The sequence below is a fragment of the Xanthobacter autotrophicus ATCC 700552 genome, assembly GCF_043194565.1.
Lineage (GTDB): Bacteria > Pseudomonadota > Alphaproteobacteria > Rhizobiales > Xanthobacteraceae > Xanthobacter > Xanthobacter autotrophicus_F.
The window spans coordinates 67,313-86,500 of sequence record NZ_JBAFVS010000006.1; the positions used below are offsets into that span (position 1 = coordinate 67,313).

General features: G+C 68.4%; 15 protein-coding genes. 2 read left to right on the forward strand and 13 right to left on the reverse strand.

Annotated elements, in window-relative coordinates; translation table 11 throughout:
- Window positions 1–140: 140 nt before the first annotated feature.
- The 7 genes from V5F48_RS08430 to V5F48_RS08460 form a co-directional block, all read right to left on the reverse strand.
- Entirely contained in the window at window positions 141–1,592 is a 1,452-nt protein-coding gene (locus V5F48_RS08430) for an efflux transporter outer membrane subunit (protein WP_394258340.1), read from the reverse strand.
- Complete coding sequence (locus tag V5F48_RS08435; RefSeq protein ID WP_394258341.1) at window positions 1,593–4,868, reverse strand: efflux RND transporter permease subunit; 3,276 nt, start codon at window positions 4,866–4,868, stop codon at window positions 1,593–1,595. It lies immediately after the preceding gene.
- Complete coding sequence (locus V5F48_RS08440; RefSeq protein WP_394258342.1) at window positions 4,865–7,972, reverse strand: multidrug efflux RND transporter permease subunit; 3,108 nt, start codon at window positions 7,970–7,972, stop codon at window positions 4,865–4,867. Before V5F48_RS08440 ends, V5F48_RS08435 begins: the two co-directional genes overlap by 4 nt.
- Complete coding sequence (locus V5F48_RS08445) at window positions 7,969–9,252, reverse strand: efflux RND transporter periplasmic adaptor subunit (protein ID WP_394258343.1); 1,284 nt, start codon at window positions 9,250–9,252, stop codon at window positions 7,969–7,971. The genes V5F48_RS08440 and V5F48_RS08445 overlap by 4 nt, the downstream gene beginning before the upstream one ends.
- A 192-nt stretch (window positions 9,253–9,444) precedes the next feature.
- Window positions 9,445–10,224, reverse strand: coding sequence for a queuosine precursor transporter (locus V5F48_RS08450; RefSeq protein ID WP_394258344.1), 780 nt, complete (start codon window positions 10,222–10,224; stop codon window positions 9,445–9,447).
- Between the two features lie 234 nt (window positions 10,225–10,458).
- Window positions 10,459–11,685, reverse strand: a complete 1,227-nt coding sequence (locus V5F48_RS08455; RefSeq protein ID WP_394258345.1) for a class I SAM-dependent RNA methyltransferase — start codon at window positions 11,683–11,685, stop codon at window positions 10,459–10,461.
- Window positions 11,682–12,479, reverse strand: a complete 798-nt coding sequence (locus tag V5F48_RS08460; protein WP_394258346.1) for a TlyA family RNA methyltransferase — start codon at window positions 12,477–12,479, stop codon at window positions 11,682–11,684. Before V5F48_RS08460 ends, V5F48_RS08455 begins: the two co-directional genes overlap by 4 nt.
- A gap of 223 nt (window positions 12,480–12,702) precedes the next feature.
- Between V5F48_RS08460 and V5F48_RS08465 the strand changes: the two genes are divergently transcribed.
- Together V5F48_RS08465 and V5F48_RS08470 are read left to right on the forward strand one after the other, a co-directional pair.
- Complete coding sequence (locus tag V5F48_RS08465; RefSeq protein WP_394258347.1) at window positions 12,703–13,272, forward strand: hypothetical protein; 570 nt, start codon at window positions 12,703–12,705, stop codon at window positions 13,270–13,272.
- Between the two features lie 173 nt (window positions 13,273–13,445).
- Window positions 13,446–13,916: a hypothetical protein gene (locus V5F48_RS08470; protein ID WP_394111209.1), complete on the forward strand. Its 471-nt coding sequence runs from the start codon at window positions 13,446–13,448 to the stop codon at window positions 13,914–13,916.
- A gap of 27 nt (window positions 13,917–13,943) precedes the next feature.
- Here V5F48_RS08470 and ureG read toward each other — a convergent pair whose 3' ends face one another.
- The 6 genes from ureG to V5F48_RS08500 form a co-directional block, all read right to left on the reverse strand.
- Complete coding sequence (gene ureG / locus V5F48_RS08475; protein WP_394258348.1) at window positions 13,944–14,609, reverse strand: urease accessory protein UreG; 666 nt, start codon at window positions 14,607–14,609, stop codon at window positions 13,944–13,946.
- Complete coding sequence (locus tag V5F48_RS08480; protein WP_394258349.1) at window positions 14,606–15,415, reverse strand: urease accessory protein UreF; 810 nt, start codon at window positions 15,413–15,415, stop codon at window positions 14,606–14,608. The genes ureG and V5F48_RS08480 overlap by 4 nt, the downstream gene beginning before the upstream one ends.
- Window positions 15,408–16,061 (reverse strand): urease accessory protein UreE, encoded by a 654-nt coding sequence (gene ureE, locus V5F48_RS08485; protein WP_394258350.1) that lies wholly within the window; start codon window positions 16,059–16,061, stop codon window positions 15,408–15,410. The genes V5F48_RS08480 and ureE overlap by 8 nt, the downstream gene beginning before the upstream one ends.
- Before the next feature lie 64 nt (window positions 16,062–16,125).
- Window positions 16,126–16,683 (reverse strand): Dps family protein, encoded by a 558-nt coding sequence (locus V5F48_RS08490; protein ID WP_394258351.1) that lies wholly within the window; start codon window positions 16,681–16,683, stop codon window positions 16,126–16,128.
- Between the two features lie 98 nt (window positions 16,684–16,781).
- The gene (gene ureC, locus V5F48_RS08495; protein WP_394258352.1) at window positions 16,782–18,491 is read right to left on the reverse strand and encodes an urease subunit alpha; all 1,710 of its coding nucleotides are present in this window, start codon (window positions 18,489–18,491) and stop codon (window positions 16,782–16,784) included.
- A gap of 75 nt (window positions 18,492–18,566) precedes the next feature.
- Window positions 18,567–19,187 (reverse strand): urease subunit gamma, encoded by a 621-nt coding sequence (locus tag V5F48_RS08500; RefSeq protein WP_394089614.1) that lies wholly within the window; start codon window positions 19,185–19,187, stop codon window positions 18,567–18,569.
- Between the last annotated feature and the right edge of the window lies 1 nt (window position 19,188).

Sequence of the window (19,188 nt, forward strand, 5' to 3'; positions counted from 1 at the left end):
TTGCGATCGCTTCCTCCTCCACGGACAGGACCGTCGACTTGGCGTCCTTCGGGCCGGTCGGAAGATCCGCGCAGGTTCAAGTTCAGAGGGAGATTGGCCGAGCAGATTGAACCGATTTGCTCGGCCCCTGTCCCCTCCGCTCAGGGGCCCCAGCCGCCGCCGAGGGCCTGGAACAGGCTGGTGGCGGCCAGCAGCCGCGCCAGCCGCACCTGTGCCAGCCCGTTCTCGGCGGTGAAATAGGTCTGCTGCGCCTGCAGCACGGCGACGAGGGTCGTGGTGCCGCCCGCCAGCTGGGATTCGGCCACGCGGAAGGCGGTGCGGGAGCTGTCCACCACGGCGGCTTGCAGCTTCACCTGCTTGTTGGTCTGGTCCAGCGCCACCAGCGCCTTCTCCACATCCGCGAACGCCGACAGGATGGCCTTGCGATAGAGCTGCAGGTCCTGGATCTGGACGCCCTTGGCCTGGTCCAGCTGGCTCTGGAGCAGGTAGCCGTCGAAGATGGGCTGGGTCAGCCCCGCAACCAGCGTGTAATACCACGCGCCGGGAGCGAACAGGGCCTGAAGCGCCGCGCTCTGCACCCCGCCGGTGCCGGTCAGCTGGATCTGCGGCAGCATCGCCGCCCGCGCCGCATCCACATTGTAGCCGCCGGCCAGAAGCTGAGCCTCGGCGAGGCTGATATCGGGCCGGCGGGTGAGCAGCTCGGACGGCAGTCCGGGGGTGATGCGCGGCACGGTGATCTGCGCGAGGCTCCCCTGCGGCGGGGTGAGTGCGACGGGGGTGCGCGCGAGCAGTACGGCCAGGGCCGCCCAGTTCTGGCGCAGGGTGATCTCAATGGGCGGGATCGAGGCCCGCACCTGGGCCACCAGCGCCTCCTGCTGCGAGACGTCGAGCTGCGAGACGGTGCCGCCGGCGAACTGCCGCTTGACGATGTCGAGGATGCGGGTGGCGGCGGCAAGGCTGTTCTGGGCGATGCGCAGCTGGTCGCGGGCGCCGAGGATCTGGAAATAGGTATTGGCCACCGCCACCTGGGTCGAGAGCGTCACCACATCGCGATTGAACCGCGCCGCCGCCGCATTTTCCTCCGCCGCGAGCAGGCCGGAGCGGTTCTTGCCCCAGAAATCCACCATGTATCCGGCCGAGAGGCCGAGAATATACTGGCCGCTGGTGTTCCCCGGATTGCCGCTGCTGCCGCTGGAGCGGATCTGCGCGGCAGAGCCCGCAAAGGTGAGGTTGGGGTAGAGCGGCGCGCCCGAGATGCCGACCTGGGCGTCGGCCTGCACGATTTCGGCGGTAGCGACGGCGATGTCGAGATTGTCGACGCTGGCTTCCGCCACGAAGCGGCTGAGGTCGTTGGAGCGAAAGCTCCGCCACCATTCGGCCGGCGGCAGGTGGGCATTGGGGTTCGCCGGCCCTTCCACATAATGGGTGGGGGTGGCGATCCCGATCGGCGGCGTCTCCGCCTCGGGCAGGCAGCCTGCGAGCAGCAGCGCAGTCGCGCCCGCCGCCAGAAGCGCCCGGCGCGGGGGGCGCCGGCGCTCGCCTGCCGGTTGGGCCGGCGCGGGGACGCGCCCGGATGTGCTGTCGGGAATCATCTATGCGGCCGGCTCTGGCGGCTGCCGAAGGCGGGCACGCCGGTCCGTGGTGAGGCGCCCCCGGCGCAGGCGATCGACATAGAGATAGACCACCGGCGTCGTATAGAGTGTGAGCAACTGGCTGAACAGCAGGCCGCCCACCACGGCCACGCCCAGCGGACGGCGCAGCTCGCTGCCTTCCCCAAATCCCACCATCAGCGGAATGGCGCCAAACAGCGCCGCCGTCGTGGTCATCATGATGGGGCGGAAGCGCAGCAGGCAGGCGTGGAAGATCGCATCGCGCGGCGCCATGCCGCCATGCCGCTCGGCCTCGAGGGCGACATCGATCATCATGATGGCGTTCTTCTTCACGATGCCGATGAGCAGGATCACGCCGATCAGCGCCATGACGTTGAACTCGCCCCCGAACGCCATGAGCGCCAGCAGCGCGCCGACGCCGGCCGACGGCAGGGTGGACAGGATCGTCACGGGATGGGCGAAGCTCTCATAGAGCATGCCGAGCACCAGATAGACCGCCACCAGTGCCGCAAGGATGAGCAGCGGCTGGCTGGACAGGGATTGCTGGAAGGCGCGCGCCGTGCCCTGGAAGCCGCCGTGGATCGAGGCCGGAAGGCCGATCTGGTCCTTGGCGGCATCCATGGCCGCCACCGCGTCGCTGAGCGCCGCGCCGGGCGCCAGGTTGAAGGAGAGGGTGGCCGCGACGAAGAGGCCCTGGTGGTTCACCGCCAAGGGCGTGGAGCCGGTGCCGAACCGCGCCACGCTCGAAAGCGGGATCATGGGCGAGGCGCTGGTGCTCACGGCGGAGCCGGTGGAGGCCGCGGCGCGCCCGGTGGCGCCGATGGCGTTGGTCTGGGCGTTGCGGACGGCACTGGAGACGGCGCTGCCGGTGGTCGCGGTTCCGGGGGCGGAGAAGGTGCCCGCCACGGCGCCGGCCCCCTGCGCACCCCCGACCGCGCCGCCGGAGGTGCTGATGAAGACGTCGTTCAACACCTCGGGATGCTGGGAGAAGCGCGGCGCCACCTCCATCACCACGTGATACTGGTTGCGCGCCACATAGATGGTGGACACCTGCCGCTGGCCGAAGGCGTCATAGAGCGTGTTGTCGATCTGCCCCACCGAAATGCCGAGGCGGGCGGCGGTGTCGCGATCGATGATGATCTCGGTCTGGATGCCGCGGGACTGCTGGTCGCTGTTGGCCTGGGTGACGCGCGGGTCGCGCTGCAGGGCGGCCAGCAGCTTGGGCACCCACTCGGCGAGTTCCTGGAAGCTGTCGCCCTCCAGCGTGTACTGGAACTGGGCATTGGCCGGCCGTCCACCCACCTGGATGTCCTGCGCCGCCTGCAGGAACAGGTTGGCGCCGGGCACCGCCGCCAGTTCGCGGCGCAACCGCACGATCACCTCGTCCGCCGAAACGCCCCGCTGGGCGAGCGGCTTCAGCGCAGCGAAGACGAAGCCGGAATTGCCCTGCCCGCCCCCGGTGAAGCCCACCACCGATTCCACCGCCGGGTCGGCCCGCACGATGTCCACGAAGCTTTTCAGCTTCGCCGACATGGCCTGAAACGAGATGGACTGGTCGGCCTGGATCATGCCGGTGATGCGGCCGGTGTCCTGCTGGGGCAGGAAGCCCTTGGGGATGATGATGTAGAGATGAACCGTCAGCGCCAGCGTGGCGAAAAACACCGCGAGCAGGATGCGGGGCCGGTCCAGGCAGAATGAAAGCGAACGCCGGTAGGCGGAGAGCACCGCCTCGAATACCCGCTCGCTGGCGCGGAACAGGCGGCCGTGCGGCCTTCCCTCCTCGCTGCGCAGGAGCATGGCGCACATCATCGGCGTGGTGGTGAGCGACACCAGCAGCGACACGATGATGGTGGCGGAGAGGGTGAGGGCGAACTCGCGGAAGATCTTCCCGATCAGTCCGCCCATGAGCAGGATGGGGATGAAGACGGCGATGAGCGACACGCTCATGGCCACCACGGTGAAGCTCACCTCCCCTGCCCCCTTCAGGGCCGCCTCGACGCCGGAGAGCCCGGCGGTGCGATGACGCGCGATGTTCTCCAGCACGACGATGGCATCGTCCACCACGAACCCCGTGGCGATGGTCAGGGCCATCAGCGACAGGTTGTTGATGCTGAAGCCGCACAGATACATCACCGCGAGGGTGCCCACGAGGGAGACCGGCACCGCCACGATGGGCACCAGCGCGGCGCGCCAGTCGCGCAGGAAGGCGAACACCACCATGATCACCAGCACCACGGAGATGGCGAGGGTGAGCGCCACATCCGCCAGCGAGGCGCGGATGGTGGCCGAACGGTCCATCACCACGTTGAGGTCGATGGCCGGCGAGATAGAGGCGCCAAGGGTGGGCAGCAGCGCACGCACGCGGTCCACGGTGGCGATGATGTTGGCGTTGGGCGAGCGGAACAGGATGAGCAGGGTTGCCGGCTTGCCGTTGGCGAGGCCGGCGGAACGGATATTCTCGATGGAATCCACCGTCTCGCCGATGTCCGACAGGCGCACCGGAGCGCCGGAGCGATAGGCGACGATGAGGTTGCGGTAGTCATCGGCCTTCAGGGCCTGGTCGTTGGCGTAGATCTGGAACCGCAGGCTGTCGCCTTCGATGGCACCCTTGGGTGCGTGGGCATTGGCGGAGGCCAGCGCCGCGCGCACGTCCTCCAGCCCGATGCCGTATTTGTAGAGCGCGTTCGGGTTCAGCTCCACCCGCACCGCCGGCAGCGATCCGCCGCCCACCGTCACGTCGCCGACGCCGTCCACCTGGAACAGCCGCTGCGCCAGCACGGTGCTGGCCGCGTCATAGATCTGGGCGCGGGACAGCGTGTCGGAGGTGAGCGACAGGATCATGATGGGCGCGTCGGCCGGGTTGGCCTTGCGGTAGGTGGGGTTGGACCGCAGGCTCGACGGCAGGTCGGCGCGCGCCGCGTTGATGGCCGCCTGGACATCGCGGGCGGCGCCGTTGATATCGCGGGACAGGCCGAACTGCAGGGTGATGCGGGCCGATCCATTGGTGCTCGACGAGGTCATCTCGGTCACGTCGGCGATGGTGCCCAGATGGCGCTCCAGCGGGCTGGCCACCGTGTCGGCCACCACCTGCGGGCTGGCGCCGGGCAGGCTCGCCGACACCGAGATCACCGGGAAATCCACCGCCGGCAGCGGCCCCACCGGCAGCAGCGGATAGGCGACGAGGCCGGCCGCGAACACCCAGAAGGTGATCAGCGTCGTCGCCACCGGCCGGCGGATGAAGGGCGCGGACAGGCTCATGGCGACACGCCCGGCGACACGGCGGGGATGCCGTCCGGTGCGGGTGCTCTGGTGCGGCGCCGGTCGAACCACAGGTAGATCACCGGGGTGGTGAACAGGGTCAAAAGCTGGCTGAGCAGCAGGCCGCCGACAATGGAGACGCCAAGCGGATGGCGCAGCTCCGAGCCGACACCGGTGCCCACCATCAGCGGCAGGGCGCCGAGGATGGCGGCGAGCGTGGTCATCAGGATCGGGCGGAAGCGCAGCAGGCAGGCGGCACGGATCGCCGCCTCCGCCGTCATGCCCCCGTTGCGCTGTGCGTCGAGGGCGAAGTCGATCATCATGATCGCGTTCTTCTTCACGATGCCGATGAGCAGGATGAGCCCGATGATGGCGATGATGGTCAGTTCCTGCCCCGCCATCATCAGGGCGATCAGCGCGCCGATGCCGGCGGACGGCAGGGTCGAGAGGATCGTCAGCGGGTGGACGAAGCTCTCATAGAGCACACCGAGCACGATGTAGACCGTGACCAGCGCCGCCAGCACCAGCAGCAGCTGGTTGGAGAGCGATGCCTCGAAGGCGCGGGCCGCCCCCTGGAAGCTCGCCACGATGCTCGCCGGCATCCCCATGTCTTCGGTGGTCTTGCGGATGGCGGAGATGGCCTCGCCGAGGGAGGCGCCGGGCGCGAGGTTGAAGGAGATGGTCGTGGCCGGGAATTGCCCCAGATGGGAAACCAGCAGCGGCGCGGTCTCCACATGGGTGGTGGTGAGCACGGACAGCGGCACCTGCGTGCCCGAGGCGGACGGCAGGTAGAGCGAGGACAGCGCCTCAAGCGAGGTCTTCAGCGTCGGGTCCGCCTCCAGGATCACCCGCTGCTGGCTCGACGTGGTGAAGATGGTGGAGACGATGCGTTGGCCGAAGGCGTCGTACAGCACGTTGTCGATGGTGGCGGGGGTGATGCCGAAGCGGGCGGCGCGGTCGCGGTCGATATCGAGCCGCACCGACAGGCCGGTCTGCGACAGGTCGCTCGCCACATCCGCCAGCATCGGCAGGCTGGCGAGCCGGGCGAGGAGCTTCGGCGTCCATTCCGCCAATTCCGCCGCGTTGGCGTCCTGCAGCACGAATTGATACTGGGTGCGGCTGACGCCGCCATCGATGGTGAGGTCCTGCACCGGCTGCAGAAACAGCTCCATGCCCGGCACCACCGCGGCGGCCTGCTTCAGCCGGGCAATCACGGTCTCGACGGAATCCGAACGCTCCTCGTGCGGCTTCAGGTTGATGAGCATGCGGCCGATGTTCGGCGTGGTATTGGCGCCGTCCACGCCGATGAAGGAGGACAGGCTCTCCACATCGCGGTCGGCGAGGACGATGCGGGCAACCTCGCGTTGCAGGTCAGTCATCCGCGCGAACGAGACCGACTGGGAGGCCTGCGTCATGGCCTGGATCACGCCGGTGTCCTGCTGGGGAAAGAACCCCTTCGGAATGATGACGTAGAGATAGCCGGTGAGGACTACCGTTCCGAAGAAGACCGCCAGCGTCAGGCCCTGGCGGGCCAGCACCACGTCGAGCGCGCGGGCATAGGCGCGGATGATGCCGTCGAAGAAGGTGCGGCTCGCCCGCTGGAAGCGGTTCTCGTGGGCCTCGGCATAGGGCCGCAGCAGCTTGGCGCACGCCATGGGCACGAGGGTGAGCGACACCACCCCCGACACCAAAATGGTGGTGGACAGGGTGACCGCGAACTCGCGGAACAGCCGCCCCACCACATCGCTCATGAACAGCAGCGGGATCATCACCGCGATCAGCGACACGGTCAGCGAAATGATGGTGAAGCCGATCTGCTCCGATCCCTTGAGCGCCGCCTGGAGCGGGCTTTCGCCCTCCTCGATGTAGCGGGTGATGTTCTCGATCACCACGATGGCGTCGTCCACGACGAAGCCGGTGGCGATGGTCAGGGCCATCAGGGTCAGGTTGTTGAGGCTGTAGCCGAAGAGGTACATCACCCCGAGCGTGCCCACGAGGGAGAGCGGCACCGACAGGCTGGGGATCAGGGTCGCCCGCGCGCTGCGCAGGAAGGCGAAGATGACGAGGATCACCAGCATGACCGCGAGCCCCAGCTCGTAGCCCACGTCGCGCACCGAGGCGCGGATGGTGGTGGTACGGTCGGTCAGCACGGCCACGTCGATCTGCGCGGGAAGCGCGGCCTTGAGCTGCGGCAGCAGCGCCTTTACCCGGTCCACCACATTGATGACATTGGCGCCGGGCTGGCGCTGGATGTTGAGGATGATAGCCGGGGCATCGTTCATCCATCCGGCGAGCTTGTCGTTCTCGACCCCGTCCACCACGCTCGCGACCTCGCGCAGCCGCACCGCCGCGCCGCTGCGATAGGCGACGATGACGTCCTCGTACTGCGCGGCGCTCTGCAGCTGGTCATTGGCATTGATGGTGGAGGCGCGGGTCGGCCCGTCAAAGCTGCCCTTGGGGGTGTTGACGTTGGCGTTGCCGAGGGTGGAGCGCAGGTCGTCGAGGTTCAGGCCATAGGCGGCGAGGCGGCGCGGATCGGCCTGCACCCGCACCGCCGGCCTCTGGCCACCGCTGATGCTGACGAGCCCGACGCCGGGAAGCTGCGAGATCTTCTGCGCCAGCCGTGTGTCGGCCAGCGCCTGGATCTCGCGCAGGTTCATGGTCTTCGAGGTCAGGGCCAGGGTCAGCACCGGGGCGTCGGCCGGATTGACCTTGGCGTAGATGGGCGGGGCCGGAAGGTCGGCGGGCAGGAGATTACCGGCCGCGTTCAACGCCGCCTGAACCTGCTGCTCGGCCACATCCAGCGGCACGGCGAGGTTGAACTGGAGCGTGATCATCGAGGCGCCGGCCGAGCTGGTGGAGGCCATCTGCGCGAGGTTGGGAATCTGGCCGAGCTGCACCTCCAGCGGCGCCGTCACGGAGGAGGTCATCACGTCCGGGCTGGCGCCGGGGTAGAAGGTCTGCACCTGGATGGTGGGATAATCCACCTGCGGCAAGGCGGACACCGGCAGGAACAGCAGCGCGATGGCGCCCGAGAGCAGGATCGCCACCATCGCCAGCGTGGTGGCCACCGGCCGCAGGATGAACGGGCGCGACGGGTTCATTGCGCGGCCGCGCGATCCGGCTGGCGGCCCTGATGTGCCCCCGGTTGTGTCCCAGGTTGCACGGGCGGCGCGCCAGCCGCCGGCGGCGTGCGGGCGACACCCGGGCGCACCGTCACATGGGCGCCGTCGCGCAGCCGGTCCGCCCCCTCCACCACGATCTGGTCGCCGGGGGCAAGGCCCGAGAGGACCTCCACCTTCTCGCCCGCGGTGACGCCGAGGGTGACCGGTCGCACCGAGACCGTCTGGTCCGCATTGACGAGATAGGCGAAGGTGCCCGGCACGCCGCGCTGGATGCCGGCGGACGGGGCGATGGCCACGCCCGAATGGGTGTCCACATCCAGCGTCACATTGACGAACTGGTTCGGGTAGAGCCGCTGGTCCGCGTTGGGGAAGCTGGCCCGCAGCTTGATCGTTCCCGTGGTCTGGTCGATCTGGCTGTCGAAGGTGTCCAGCACCCCTTCAGCGATCCTGGTCTGGCCGGTGCGGTCGAAGGCATGCACCGCGAGGTGCGCGCCGGCCTTGAGCCGCTGGGAAATCTCCGCCAGGCGATCCTCCGGCACGGAAAAGACCACGCTGATGGGCTGGAGCTGGGTGAGCACGACAATGCCGCTGGCATCTCCGGGCGTGACGTAATTGCCCTGGTCCACGAGGCGCAATCCCGTCCGCCCGTCCACCGGGGCGCGGATCTGGGTGAAATCGAGGTTGATGGAGGCGGTCTGGACCAGCGCCTTGTCCGCCTCGATGGTCGCCATGTATTGCGCCACGAGGGCCTTCTGGGTGTCGAGGGTCTGGCGCGGCACAGCATTCTGCGCCGAGAGGCCCTGGTAGCGTTGCAGGTCGACCTTGGCGCCTTCCAGCAGGGCCTGGTCGCGGTCCACCTGGGCCTTGGCCTGGTCCAGGGTGGCCTGGAACGGGCGCGGATCGATCTGGGCGATGAGATCGCCGCGCCTGACGCTCTGGCCTTCCTTGAAATTCACGCTCAGGAGCTGCCCGCTGACCTGCGGCCGCACCGTCACAGTGGAGGTCGAGGTGACCGTGCCCAGCGCCTGAACGCTGACCTTGATGTCGCCGCGCTCCACCGTCCCCACGGAAACGCTGGCCTGCGGAGGCGCCGCCGGGCGGCCCGCACCCGCGGGGGCGGAAGACCCGCCGCGCCAGTACAGGGCGCCGAGGCCGCCGATGGCCACCAGAGCAACGGCGGCGAGAATGCCCTTTGAACGCCAGCTGCTTCGTACGGCGACCGGGGGCGAATCGAGGCGGCCGCTGACTTGTTTATCCATTGAGCCGGCGTCTCCCGACAGATCACTCGCGCACCGGAGCCGGCAGCACACCGGCCCATCGGACCTCTCCCCACCGTTCGCCCCACTTTAATTTGCGGCGAAGATCGGCCCGAACGGCGGCCATGGTTACCGGCGCCTGTGGCTGAAATAAAGCCTGCTGCACCCTGCATACGTCGCCGCAGGGGCAGCGGCTCACACCTTGGTCCGGAACGGGGTGAAATCCGTTCCCACGTCGTACACGTCGATGCCCTCGCGACGCTTCATGAAGCCGACGATCCTGTAGGTCACCGGGGTCAGGATCACCTCCCAGCCCACCTTCATGAGGTAGTTGGAGATCATCACCGCGACCACCAGATGCGTCTCCCACACGCCGAGGAAGGCGAGCGGGTAGAAGATGAGGCTGTCCACCGCCTGCCCCACCACCGTCGAGCCGATGGTGCGCGTCCACAGGTGCCGGCCGCCGGTGAGGATCTTCATCCACGCCAGCACATAGGCGTTGGCGAATTCGCCGCACCAGAAGGCGAGGATGGAGGCGGCGAAGATGCGCGGCGCCTGGCCGAATACGGTGGTCAGGGCCTCCTGCGCCGGCCAGCTGGGGGCCGGCGGCATGGCCACCACCGCCGCCGCCATGGCCGCCGCATAGACCGAGGCGAAGAAGCCGACCCACACCACGCGCCGCGCGCGGGCATAGCCGTAGACCTCGGTGAGCACGTCGCCGAGCACGTAGGACAGCGGGAAGAAGAGAACCGCCGATCCGAAGATGACCGGCCCGACCCATGGCACCTGAACCACCGAAACCTTGGCGGCGCCGATGAGATTGGAGCAGATGAGGATGACCGAAAAGGCCACCATGCAGTAATCGTAATAGCGCAGGCGCGCCCCTTCGAGGGAGCGCGCCTCCACGGCGCGGATGCCGGTGGGCTCGTCCACGCCGGCTACGGCAAATTTGGTGTCGTCCAATTGGGGTTTCACGGGGCAGCCTCGAAAACGGTCGGGCCGGCCCGCAGGGCTGTCGCGCCCGGCGAACCCGGCGCCATGCTGCACCGCATTAAACCGCAGAACCAGCACGGAGCCTAGAGCGCTTTCTGTTCGCACCGGCTCACGGAAGTCGCTCTAGACTCTTGTTTTGACGCCTTTTCTTCACGCGAACCGGAATCCACTTCGCGCGAAAACGCTCTCGCTTTCGCAGTGTCAGAGCCGGCTCGCTCAGCCGCGCTCGAACGTGGCCACCAGCTCCACGTGGGGGGAATAGCGGAACTGGTCCACGGGCGTCACCGCGCCGAGGCGGAAGCCGCCGGCAACCAGCAGGCGCGCATCGCGCGCGAAGGTCGCCACATTGCAGGAGACATAGACCACACGGGCCAGCTTCGCCTGCGCCAGCTCGCGCGCCTGCGCCTCCGCCCCCTGACGGGGCGGATCGATCACCACCGCATCGAAGGCGGCAAGCTCGGCGGCCATGAGCGGGCGGCGGAACAGGTCCCGCGCCTCCCCGTCCACCGCCTTCAGGCCGGAGGTGGCGCGGGACGCCTTCATAAGCGCCGCGAGTGCGCCGGCATGGCTCTCGGCCGCAAACACGCGGGCGGTTTCGGCAAGGCGCAGCGCGAAGGTGCCGGAGCCGGAGAACAGGTCGGCCACCTTGCGGGCGCCTTCGGTGGCGGCCAGCACGGTCTGCGCCAGCACGCGCTCGCCCTCGGCGGTGGCCTGGAGGAAGGCGGCGGGCGGAAGTTCCACCTTCGCCCGGCCCATGGAGAGGATCGGTGCCACCCGCTGGAGCACCAGTTCCCCGTGGCGCGTCAGGCGGGCGAGGCCGAAGCGCTCCGCCATGACCGCCACGTCCGCAAGCAGGCCCGACGGCAGCGGGCCGGAGCCGCGCACATCCATGTCGAGCCCGGTGTCGGTGGCCACCACCTGAAGATCCAGCGGCTTCTTCAGCGGCGCCAGAGCCGCCGCCACCGCCCGCGCCGCCGGCAAGGCGGCGTCGAGGCTGGGCGCCAGCACCGGGCAGGCCTCCAGCGCCACCATGGCGTGGGACTTCCGCTCGGCGAACCCCACCACCGTGCGCGCGCCATATTGGCGGGCATGGAAGATGACCCGCCGCCGGCCGTCGCCGTGGGCATCCACCAGCGGGAGAACCTCCGCCTCGATGTTCTCCCGCGCCAGCGCCTCCACCACCAGCGCCCGCTTCCAGGCAAAATAGGGTTCAAGCTGCCAATGCTGCAGCAGACAGCCGCCGCAGGTTCCAAAATGGGGGCAGAAGGGCTCGGTGCGCTCCGGGCTCGCGGCCAGGATGGCCTCCACCGCAAGGCGGTCCTTGTCGATGTGCCCGCTCACCCGCTCGCCGGCCAGCGTAAAGGGGGCAAACAGGGGGCCGTCGGGACCCTGGGCGAGGCCATCGCCCTGGGCGCCTATGCCGGTGATCAGAAATTCAGTCACAACTCACCACTTTCCCGGACTGCGCCCACCAGAAACTCGCGATTGCCGTCTCCCCCCGCGATGGGGGACGCGATGCGGCCGAGGAGACGCCAGCCCAAAGCCGCGATCTCGCCTTCCACGCGGGTGCAGCACGCCTCATGCACGGCAGCATCGCGCACCACGCCCTTGCGGACGGCGGCGCGACCCGCCTCAAACTGCGGTTTCACCAGGGCCACCAGATGCGCTTCTTTGCCCGCAAAGGCGAGCGCCGCGGGCAGGACCAGGGCGAGCGAGATGAAGCTCACGTCCACCACCACCAGATCGACAGGCTCTTGAACCGCATCGCGGCGCAAGGCGCGGATGTCGGTGCCCTCCATCAGTTGCACTTCCGGCCGGGCGGCAAGGCGGGGGTGGAACTGGTCGCGCCCCACGTCCACCGCGTAGATCCGCCGCACGCCCCGGCGCAGCAGGACCTCGGTGAAGCCGCCGGTGGAGGCGCCCACGTCCAGCGCCACCTTGCCCGCCGGATCGATGCCGAAGGCGTCGAGCCCCGCCGTGAGCTTGAGCGCGCCGCGGGACACGAAATCGTGAATGTCCGCCGCCTCGATCCGCGCATCTGCCGCCACCTCGGCGGAGGGCTTCGACACCACGACGCCATCCACCTGCACCAGGCCCGCCGCCAGCGCCGCCTGCGCGCGGGCGCGGCTTTCGAACAGGCCGCGCTCCACCAGCAGCCGGTCGATGCGCATCCGCGCCCCGCCGGAGGGGGACGCAGCGGGGCTGCCGTGTTGTGGATCGGGTTGCGTCTTCACCATTTTTTCCGTGCGGCGCCTTGCCTAAGGTCGCGGGCCGCCGGGGGCCGTGATATGCGATGGCTCCAGGGGACGCAAACCCCTGTCTTTTCGGGACCATCGGCAATGGGCGGATCCGCGGCGGCGGGGGATCAGACGGGACGTCGGGCGCGCTCAGGTCCAAACGGGCTCCATTCGCATGTTTGAAGATGGCTTTTTCCCTCTGTTGGGCGAGGATCTCTGATCCATGGGCGCATGGCTTGTTTCGCGGGTAGCGGCGGCGCTGGCGCTGACGGTGATGCTCGCGTCCTTGACGGCAATGCCGGCGACGGCAGCGCCCCAGACCAAGGACAAAGCGAAGTCCGACGCCAAGAAGTCCGACACGAAGAAGCCGGAAGCCAAACCCGACCCGCGCGTGTGGGTGCTGGCCAAGGCGGAGGACACCTTCGTCCTGCGCTATGGCATGCCGCGCGCGGCGGATCCGGTATTCGCCATGGCGTGCCAGCCGGGCGCGCAGCTCATCCAGTTCACGGTCGAGGCGGCGTCCGGCAAGGTGAAGGCCGGGGACGGCGTGGCCCTGACCCTGGTGGCCGGCAAGCGGCGACTGGAGCTTGCCGCCTCGGCGTTCCGGGCCGCGACCGAGGGACGGGTGGTGGTGGAAGCGGCGGTTTCACTGGATGCCCGGGTGCTCGACCTGTTGGGGGAAGGCGACACGCTGGTCGTGCGCATGCCCGGCGCCAGCGAGAGCTATCCCCTCGCCGGGGCCAAGGCCAAGCTGGTCGACTTCCGCCGGGTCTGCGTGGCGAGGCGGCCATAAAGTGCGGCTCTGGCTCGCGACACCGGATCAGAAACTCATGACAACGCAATGACTTGACCGACGCGATTCACCGAACCGGAAGATTGCCCGCGTCCCGGCCCCGCAGGGGGTTTCCCCATCTTCCTCTTTGCCGCGCAGCGGGTATGATCCGCGCCGCAATGAGGACCCCTGCCATGTTTCGTCCCGCTCTCGCAATCGCAACGCTTCTCGCTCTGGCGACACCTGCCGCCGCGCAGCAGAAGATGACCTGGCATACGCAGGAGTCCGATGACAGCGCCGCCCTTGTGTTCGGCGTGCCCGAGACCGACGAGGCAACCCTCTTCTTCCTGTGCAAGCCGGGCACGCCGGGCCTCACGGTGCAGTCCCTGATCGGCTCGAAGGGATTGGAAAAGGACGCCGACACCCGCCTCATCCTCAGCGCCGGCAGCACCAAGAAGAGCTTCGCCGGCAAGGGCATCGCCAATGAGGAAAGCGGCGCCGTGGACGTGGAGGCCACGGCCCAGATCGCGGACCTCAAGGCCCTCGCCAAGGCGGGCGGAACCCTGACCATCGAGGTCAAGGGCGCCAAGCGCAGCGTATCGCTCTCCGGCATCGCCCCGGAGGCCGCCAAGTTCGAGACCGCCTGCAGCAAGCCCAAGAGTTGAGCAAGAGCTGAGCGGACCGAGCGGCCCTCAGGCCGCCGCCACCAGCCCTCCGGCCTGCTCAATGAAGCGGGCCACCACATCCACCCCCACGCCGTTGCGGATGGAGGCGAACACATAAGGCCGGCCGGCCCGCATGCGGATGGTGTCCGCCTCCATGACGGAGAGGTCGGCACCCACCATGGGCGCAAGGTCGGTCTTGTTCACCACCAGCAGGTCGGAGCGGGTGATGCCCGGCCCCCCCTTGCGCGGGATCTTCTCCCCGCCCGCCACGTCGATCACGTAGATGGTGATGTCCGCCAGCTCCGGCGAGAAGGTGGCGGCGAGGTTGTCGCCGCCCGATTCGATCAGCACCAGGTCGAGGTTCGGAAACCGGGCGCTCATGTCCGCCACCGCGCGCAGGTTGATGGAGGCATCCTCACGGATGGCCGTGTGCGGGCAGCCGCCGGTCTCCACCCCCAGGATGCGCTCGGGCTCCAGCGCACCGGCGACGGTAAGCAGGCGCGCATCTTCCTTGGTGTAGATGTCGTTGGTGATGGCGCAGATATCGTAGCGCTGGCGGAAGGTCTTGCAGAGCGCCTCCATCAGCGCCGTCTTGCCCGAGCCCACCGGGCCGCCGATGCCCACGCGCAACGGGGCGCCCTTGGAGGGGGCACCCTTGGGGGGGGAGTCCTTGGGAATAGTGCCGGAACTCATGAGCGGAAGAGCCTCGTATACTGGGTTTCGTGGCGGAAGCTGCCGAGATCGGCGCGGAAGGTGGCGCTGCCGATGTCGTCCAGCGTGAGGGCAGGTATTTCGAGCGCCAGCGCGTGAACCGTGGGTGCCAGCCGCGCCACCACGCGGGTGCCGGCGGTCTGGCCGATGGGGGCAAGGCGCACGGCGGCGGAAACGAGATTCTGCACGCTCGCCAGCAGGAAGGCTTCCAGCGTCGGCGCCAGCGGCAGGCCATGGACGCCCGCGGCGAGCCCCACCGCCACCGGATAGGCCACTTCACCCACCAGTGCCGCGGCGCCCTCATCGAGGCCGGGCGCAGGCCAGGCCGCGCGCACCGCATCGAGGAAGGAGCGGCCCTGCTGGCAGGTCTCCAGCCGCAATTCTGCGGACGGGGCGAGCGCGACCGCAAGCGCATTCACCTCCGCCAGCGCCGCCCCGTCCCCTGCCGCAGCGGCGCGATGGGCATGGGCGGCGAGGATGGCGTCGGACCGTCCGAATCCCAAAGCGAGCAGATCGCCCAGGAAGGCGCCGAGGCTCTCCTCGTCCCTTATGTCGCCGGCCTCCACCGCCCATTCCAGGGTGTGGGAATAGGCATAGGCCCCCACCGGGAAGGATGGGGTGAGCCAGGCGAACAGGGGCAGGAGGCTGGTGGAAACGACATGGTGAGCCGCCGCGCCCTCGCCCGCGGCCCCCTCGCCCGCCAAGCCTTCACGTGCGGCCCCTGCCCTCTCCCGCGTGGCGGGCGCGAGCGCCGGGGAAGACGGATCGTCCCACCCGGTCTCAGCCATGCTTGTGGCCGGCATGGCCATGGTCGTGATCATGACCGCAGTCTGGGCCGTGAACGTGGCCCGACTGGTCGTGAGCGGCATGGGCGTGGCCATGATGGTCATCGTCATGGCCGTGGTCGTGACCGCAACCCGGACCATGGACATGCGCTTCGGCATGAGCCTCGCCATGAGCGTGCCCATGGTCGTCGTGGCCGTGGCCGCCATGGGCTTCCGCCGCCTCATAGGCGCCCTTCTCGGGGCGGAACGGGCGCGTCACCTTGGCGACACCGGCGCCGAGGCCCCGCACCATCTCGGTCAATACGTGGTCGTCCACGAAATAGAGCGCGCTCTCGGTGATTTCCGCCGGGACGTGCCGGTTGCCCAGGTGCCACGCCACCTTCATCAGGCGCAGCGGATTGGCGGTGGTCACCTCCACCAGATCCTCGGGCGCGGCCTTGATGCGGATGAGGCGGCCATCCTCCAGCTTCACCGCGTCGCCATCGTCCAGCACCGTCGCCTTGTCGAGGTCGAGCAGGAATTGGGTGCCGCCGTCCGCCGTCAGGGCGAAGCGGCGGCGGTGGCGGGCGTGGTGATCGAGGGTGATCTCGTCAGCCACCTTCTCCGCGCGGACGGCGGGACGGCGAACGACGATGGTGGCGCGGATCATGACTTCACTCCGGAACCGCCCCCGAACGCCGCCCCGCCCCGTTGCACGGAGCGGACCTGTGCGCTCAGGTGGCGCTGTCCTGCCGATTCTGGTTGGTCTCGAACAGGAACCACAGGCGCTTTTCGGCCTCGTCCACATATTCTTCCAGCAGGCTGGCGGTGGCAATGTCCTCCGCCTCGTCGCAGATGCCGTGGGCCTCGCGCATGGTCTTGATGGCCGCCTTGTTGTCGGCGATCAGTTCCGCGAACATGGCCTCGGGGGCGACATAGGCCTCCTCGTTCTCCTTCAGGGCGCTGAGCTTCAGGATCTCGGCATAGGAGTGCACCGTCCGGCAGCCGATCTTGCGCACACGCTCGGCCAAGGGATCGATGGTGGCCTCGATGGCGGCGGCCTGCTCGTCCAGCAGCAGGTGATAGTCGCGGAAGTGCTTGCCGCTGACGTGCCAGTGGAAATTCTTGGTCTTCAGATACAGCACGAAAGTGTCTGCAAGCACGCGATTGATGGCGTCCGCCACTTTCTTGGCCTTGCTGCTCTCCAGATCGGTGGGGGTCGCGAGGGCGGCGGACTTCTCAACGGTGGACGTCTTGCCCGACTTCTTGGACAATGAACGCACATTCGACATGGGGGTGGCTCCTCAATCAAAACGAGTTGCAACACCCGCTAGAAGCCACCAGCCGCGGCATAGGTTCCGTCGTGCGCGAAGTCTTTCGCGCGGTGCCGTCAGAACAGGAAATAGCGCTGCGCCATGGGCAGCACCTCTGCCGGCTCGCACACCAGCAGTTCGCCGTCGGCGCGCACGTCGTAGGTCTCCGGGTCCACTTCGATATGCGGCGTGGCGTCGTTGTTGATCATGCTCTTCTTGGAGATGCCCGAGCGCGTGTTCTCCACCGCCACCAGTTCTTTCTGGATGCCGAGACGGGAAGCCAACCCATCCTCCACCGCCGATTTCGAGACGAAGGTGAGCGAGGTGTGGGTCAGCGCCCGCCCATAGGCGCCGAACATGGGCCGGTAATGCACCGGCTGCGGCGTGGGGATGGAGGCGTTGGGATCGCCCATCTGCGCCATGGCGATGGCGCCGCCCTTGATGACAAGGTCGGGCTTCACCCCGAAGAAGGCCGGCGTCCACAGCACCAGGTCGGCGAGCTTGCCCGCCTCCACCGAGCCGATATGGCGCGACATGCCGTGGGCGATGGCCGGATTGATGGTATATTTGGCGATGTAGCGCCGCGCCCGCAGATTGTCGCTGTCGCGCTCGCCGGGCAGCTTGCCGCGCTGGCGCTTCATCTTGTCCGCCGTCTGCCAGGTGCGGATGATGACTTCGCCCACCCGGCCCATGGCCTGACTGTCCGAACTCATCATGGAGAGCGCGCCGAGGTCGTGGAGGATGTCCTCCGCCGCGATGGTCTCCTTGCGGATGCGGCTCTCGGCGAAGGCGAGGTCCTCGGCGATCTCCGGGTCGAGATGGTGGCACACCATGAGCATGTCGAGATGCTCGTCGATGGTGTTGCGGGTATAGGGCCGGGTGGGGTTGGTGGAGGACGGCAGCACGTTCGCCAGCCCCGCCACCTTGATGATGTCCGGCGCGTGCCCGCCGCCCGCCCCTTCGGTGTGGAAGGCGTGGATGGTGCGGCCCTTGAAGGCGGCGATGGTGTCCTCCACGAAGCCGCTCTCGTTGAGCGTATCGGTATGGATCATCACCTGCACGTCGAGGGCATCGGCCACGGTGAGGCAGCAGTCGATGGCGGACGGGGTGGTGCCCCAGTCCTCGTGGAGCTTCAGGGCGCAGGCGCCGGCCAGCACCATCTCTTCCAGCGCGGCGGGCAGCGAGGCGTTGCCCTTGCCGGCGAAGGCGAGGTTCATGGGGAAGGAATCGGCCGCCTCGATCATGCGGGCGATGTGCCACGGCCCCGGCGTGCAGGTGGTGGCGAAGGTGCCGGTGGCCGGCCCGGTGCCGCCGCCCAGCATGGTCGTGACGCCGGAGGCCAGCGCCTCCTCGATCTGCTGCGGGCAGATGAAATGGATGTGGCTGTCGAAGCCGCCGGCGGTGAGGATCTTGCCCTCCCCGGCGATCACCTCGGTGCCGGGGCCGATGATGATGTCCACCCCGTCCTGCACGTCCGGATTGCCGGCCTTGCCGAGGCGGACGATGCGCCCGTTCTTCAGGCCCACATCGGCTTTCACCACGCCCCAATGGTCCAGCACCACCGCATTGGTGATGACGGTGTCCACCGCCCCGTCGGCATTGGCCACCTGCGACTGGCCCATGCCGTCGCGGATGACCTTGCCGCCGCCGAACTTCACCTCCTCGCCATGGATGGTGAAATCCTTCTCGATCTCGATGAAGAGTTGCGTGTCGGCGAGCCGCACCTTGTCGCCCACGGTGGGGCCGAACATGTGGGCATAGGCGGCGCGGGGCATCTTGGAGGACATGGGGCAATCGCCTTCAGGAATTCAGAACCGGCAGAAACGGGGCGGGCGAAACCGGGCGCTCACAACTTCACGCGCTCACAACTTCCCCTGTACAGCGCCGCGGAAGCCGAACACCTCGCGCTTGCCGCCGAACGGCACCAGCGTCACCTCCCGCGAGGCGCCGGGCTCGAAGCGCACCGCCGTGCCGGGGGCGATGTCGAGGCGCATGCCGCGCGCCTGCTCCCGCTCGAAGGCCAGCGCCGGGTTGGTTTCGTAGAAATGATAGTGGCTGCCCACCTGGATCGGCCGGTCGCCGGTATTGGACACCGTGAGGCGCACCCGCTCGGCGCCTTCATTGAAGTGGATGTCGCCTTGCTGGGGCACCAGCTCGCCGGGCACGATCTGGGACGGCGCGCCGCGAATGGGGTGGTGCACGGTGACCAGCTTGGTCCCATCCGGGAAAGTGGCTTCCACCTGGATGTCGTGGATCATCTCGGAGATGCCGTCCATCACCTGGTCGGCGGTGATGACCCGGGCGCCGGTTTCCATCAGCTCCGCCACGGTCTTGCCGTCGCGGGCGCCTTCCACCACGAAGTCGGTGATGAGGGCGACGGCTTCCGGATGGTTCAGCTTCACGCCCCGGGCGAGGCGCTTGCGGGCCACCTCGGCGGCCATGGCGATGAAGAGCTTGTCCTTCTCGCGCGGCGTCAGCAGCACG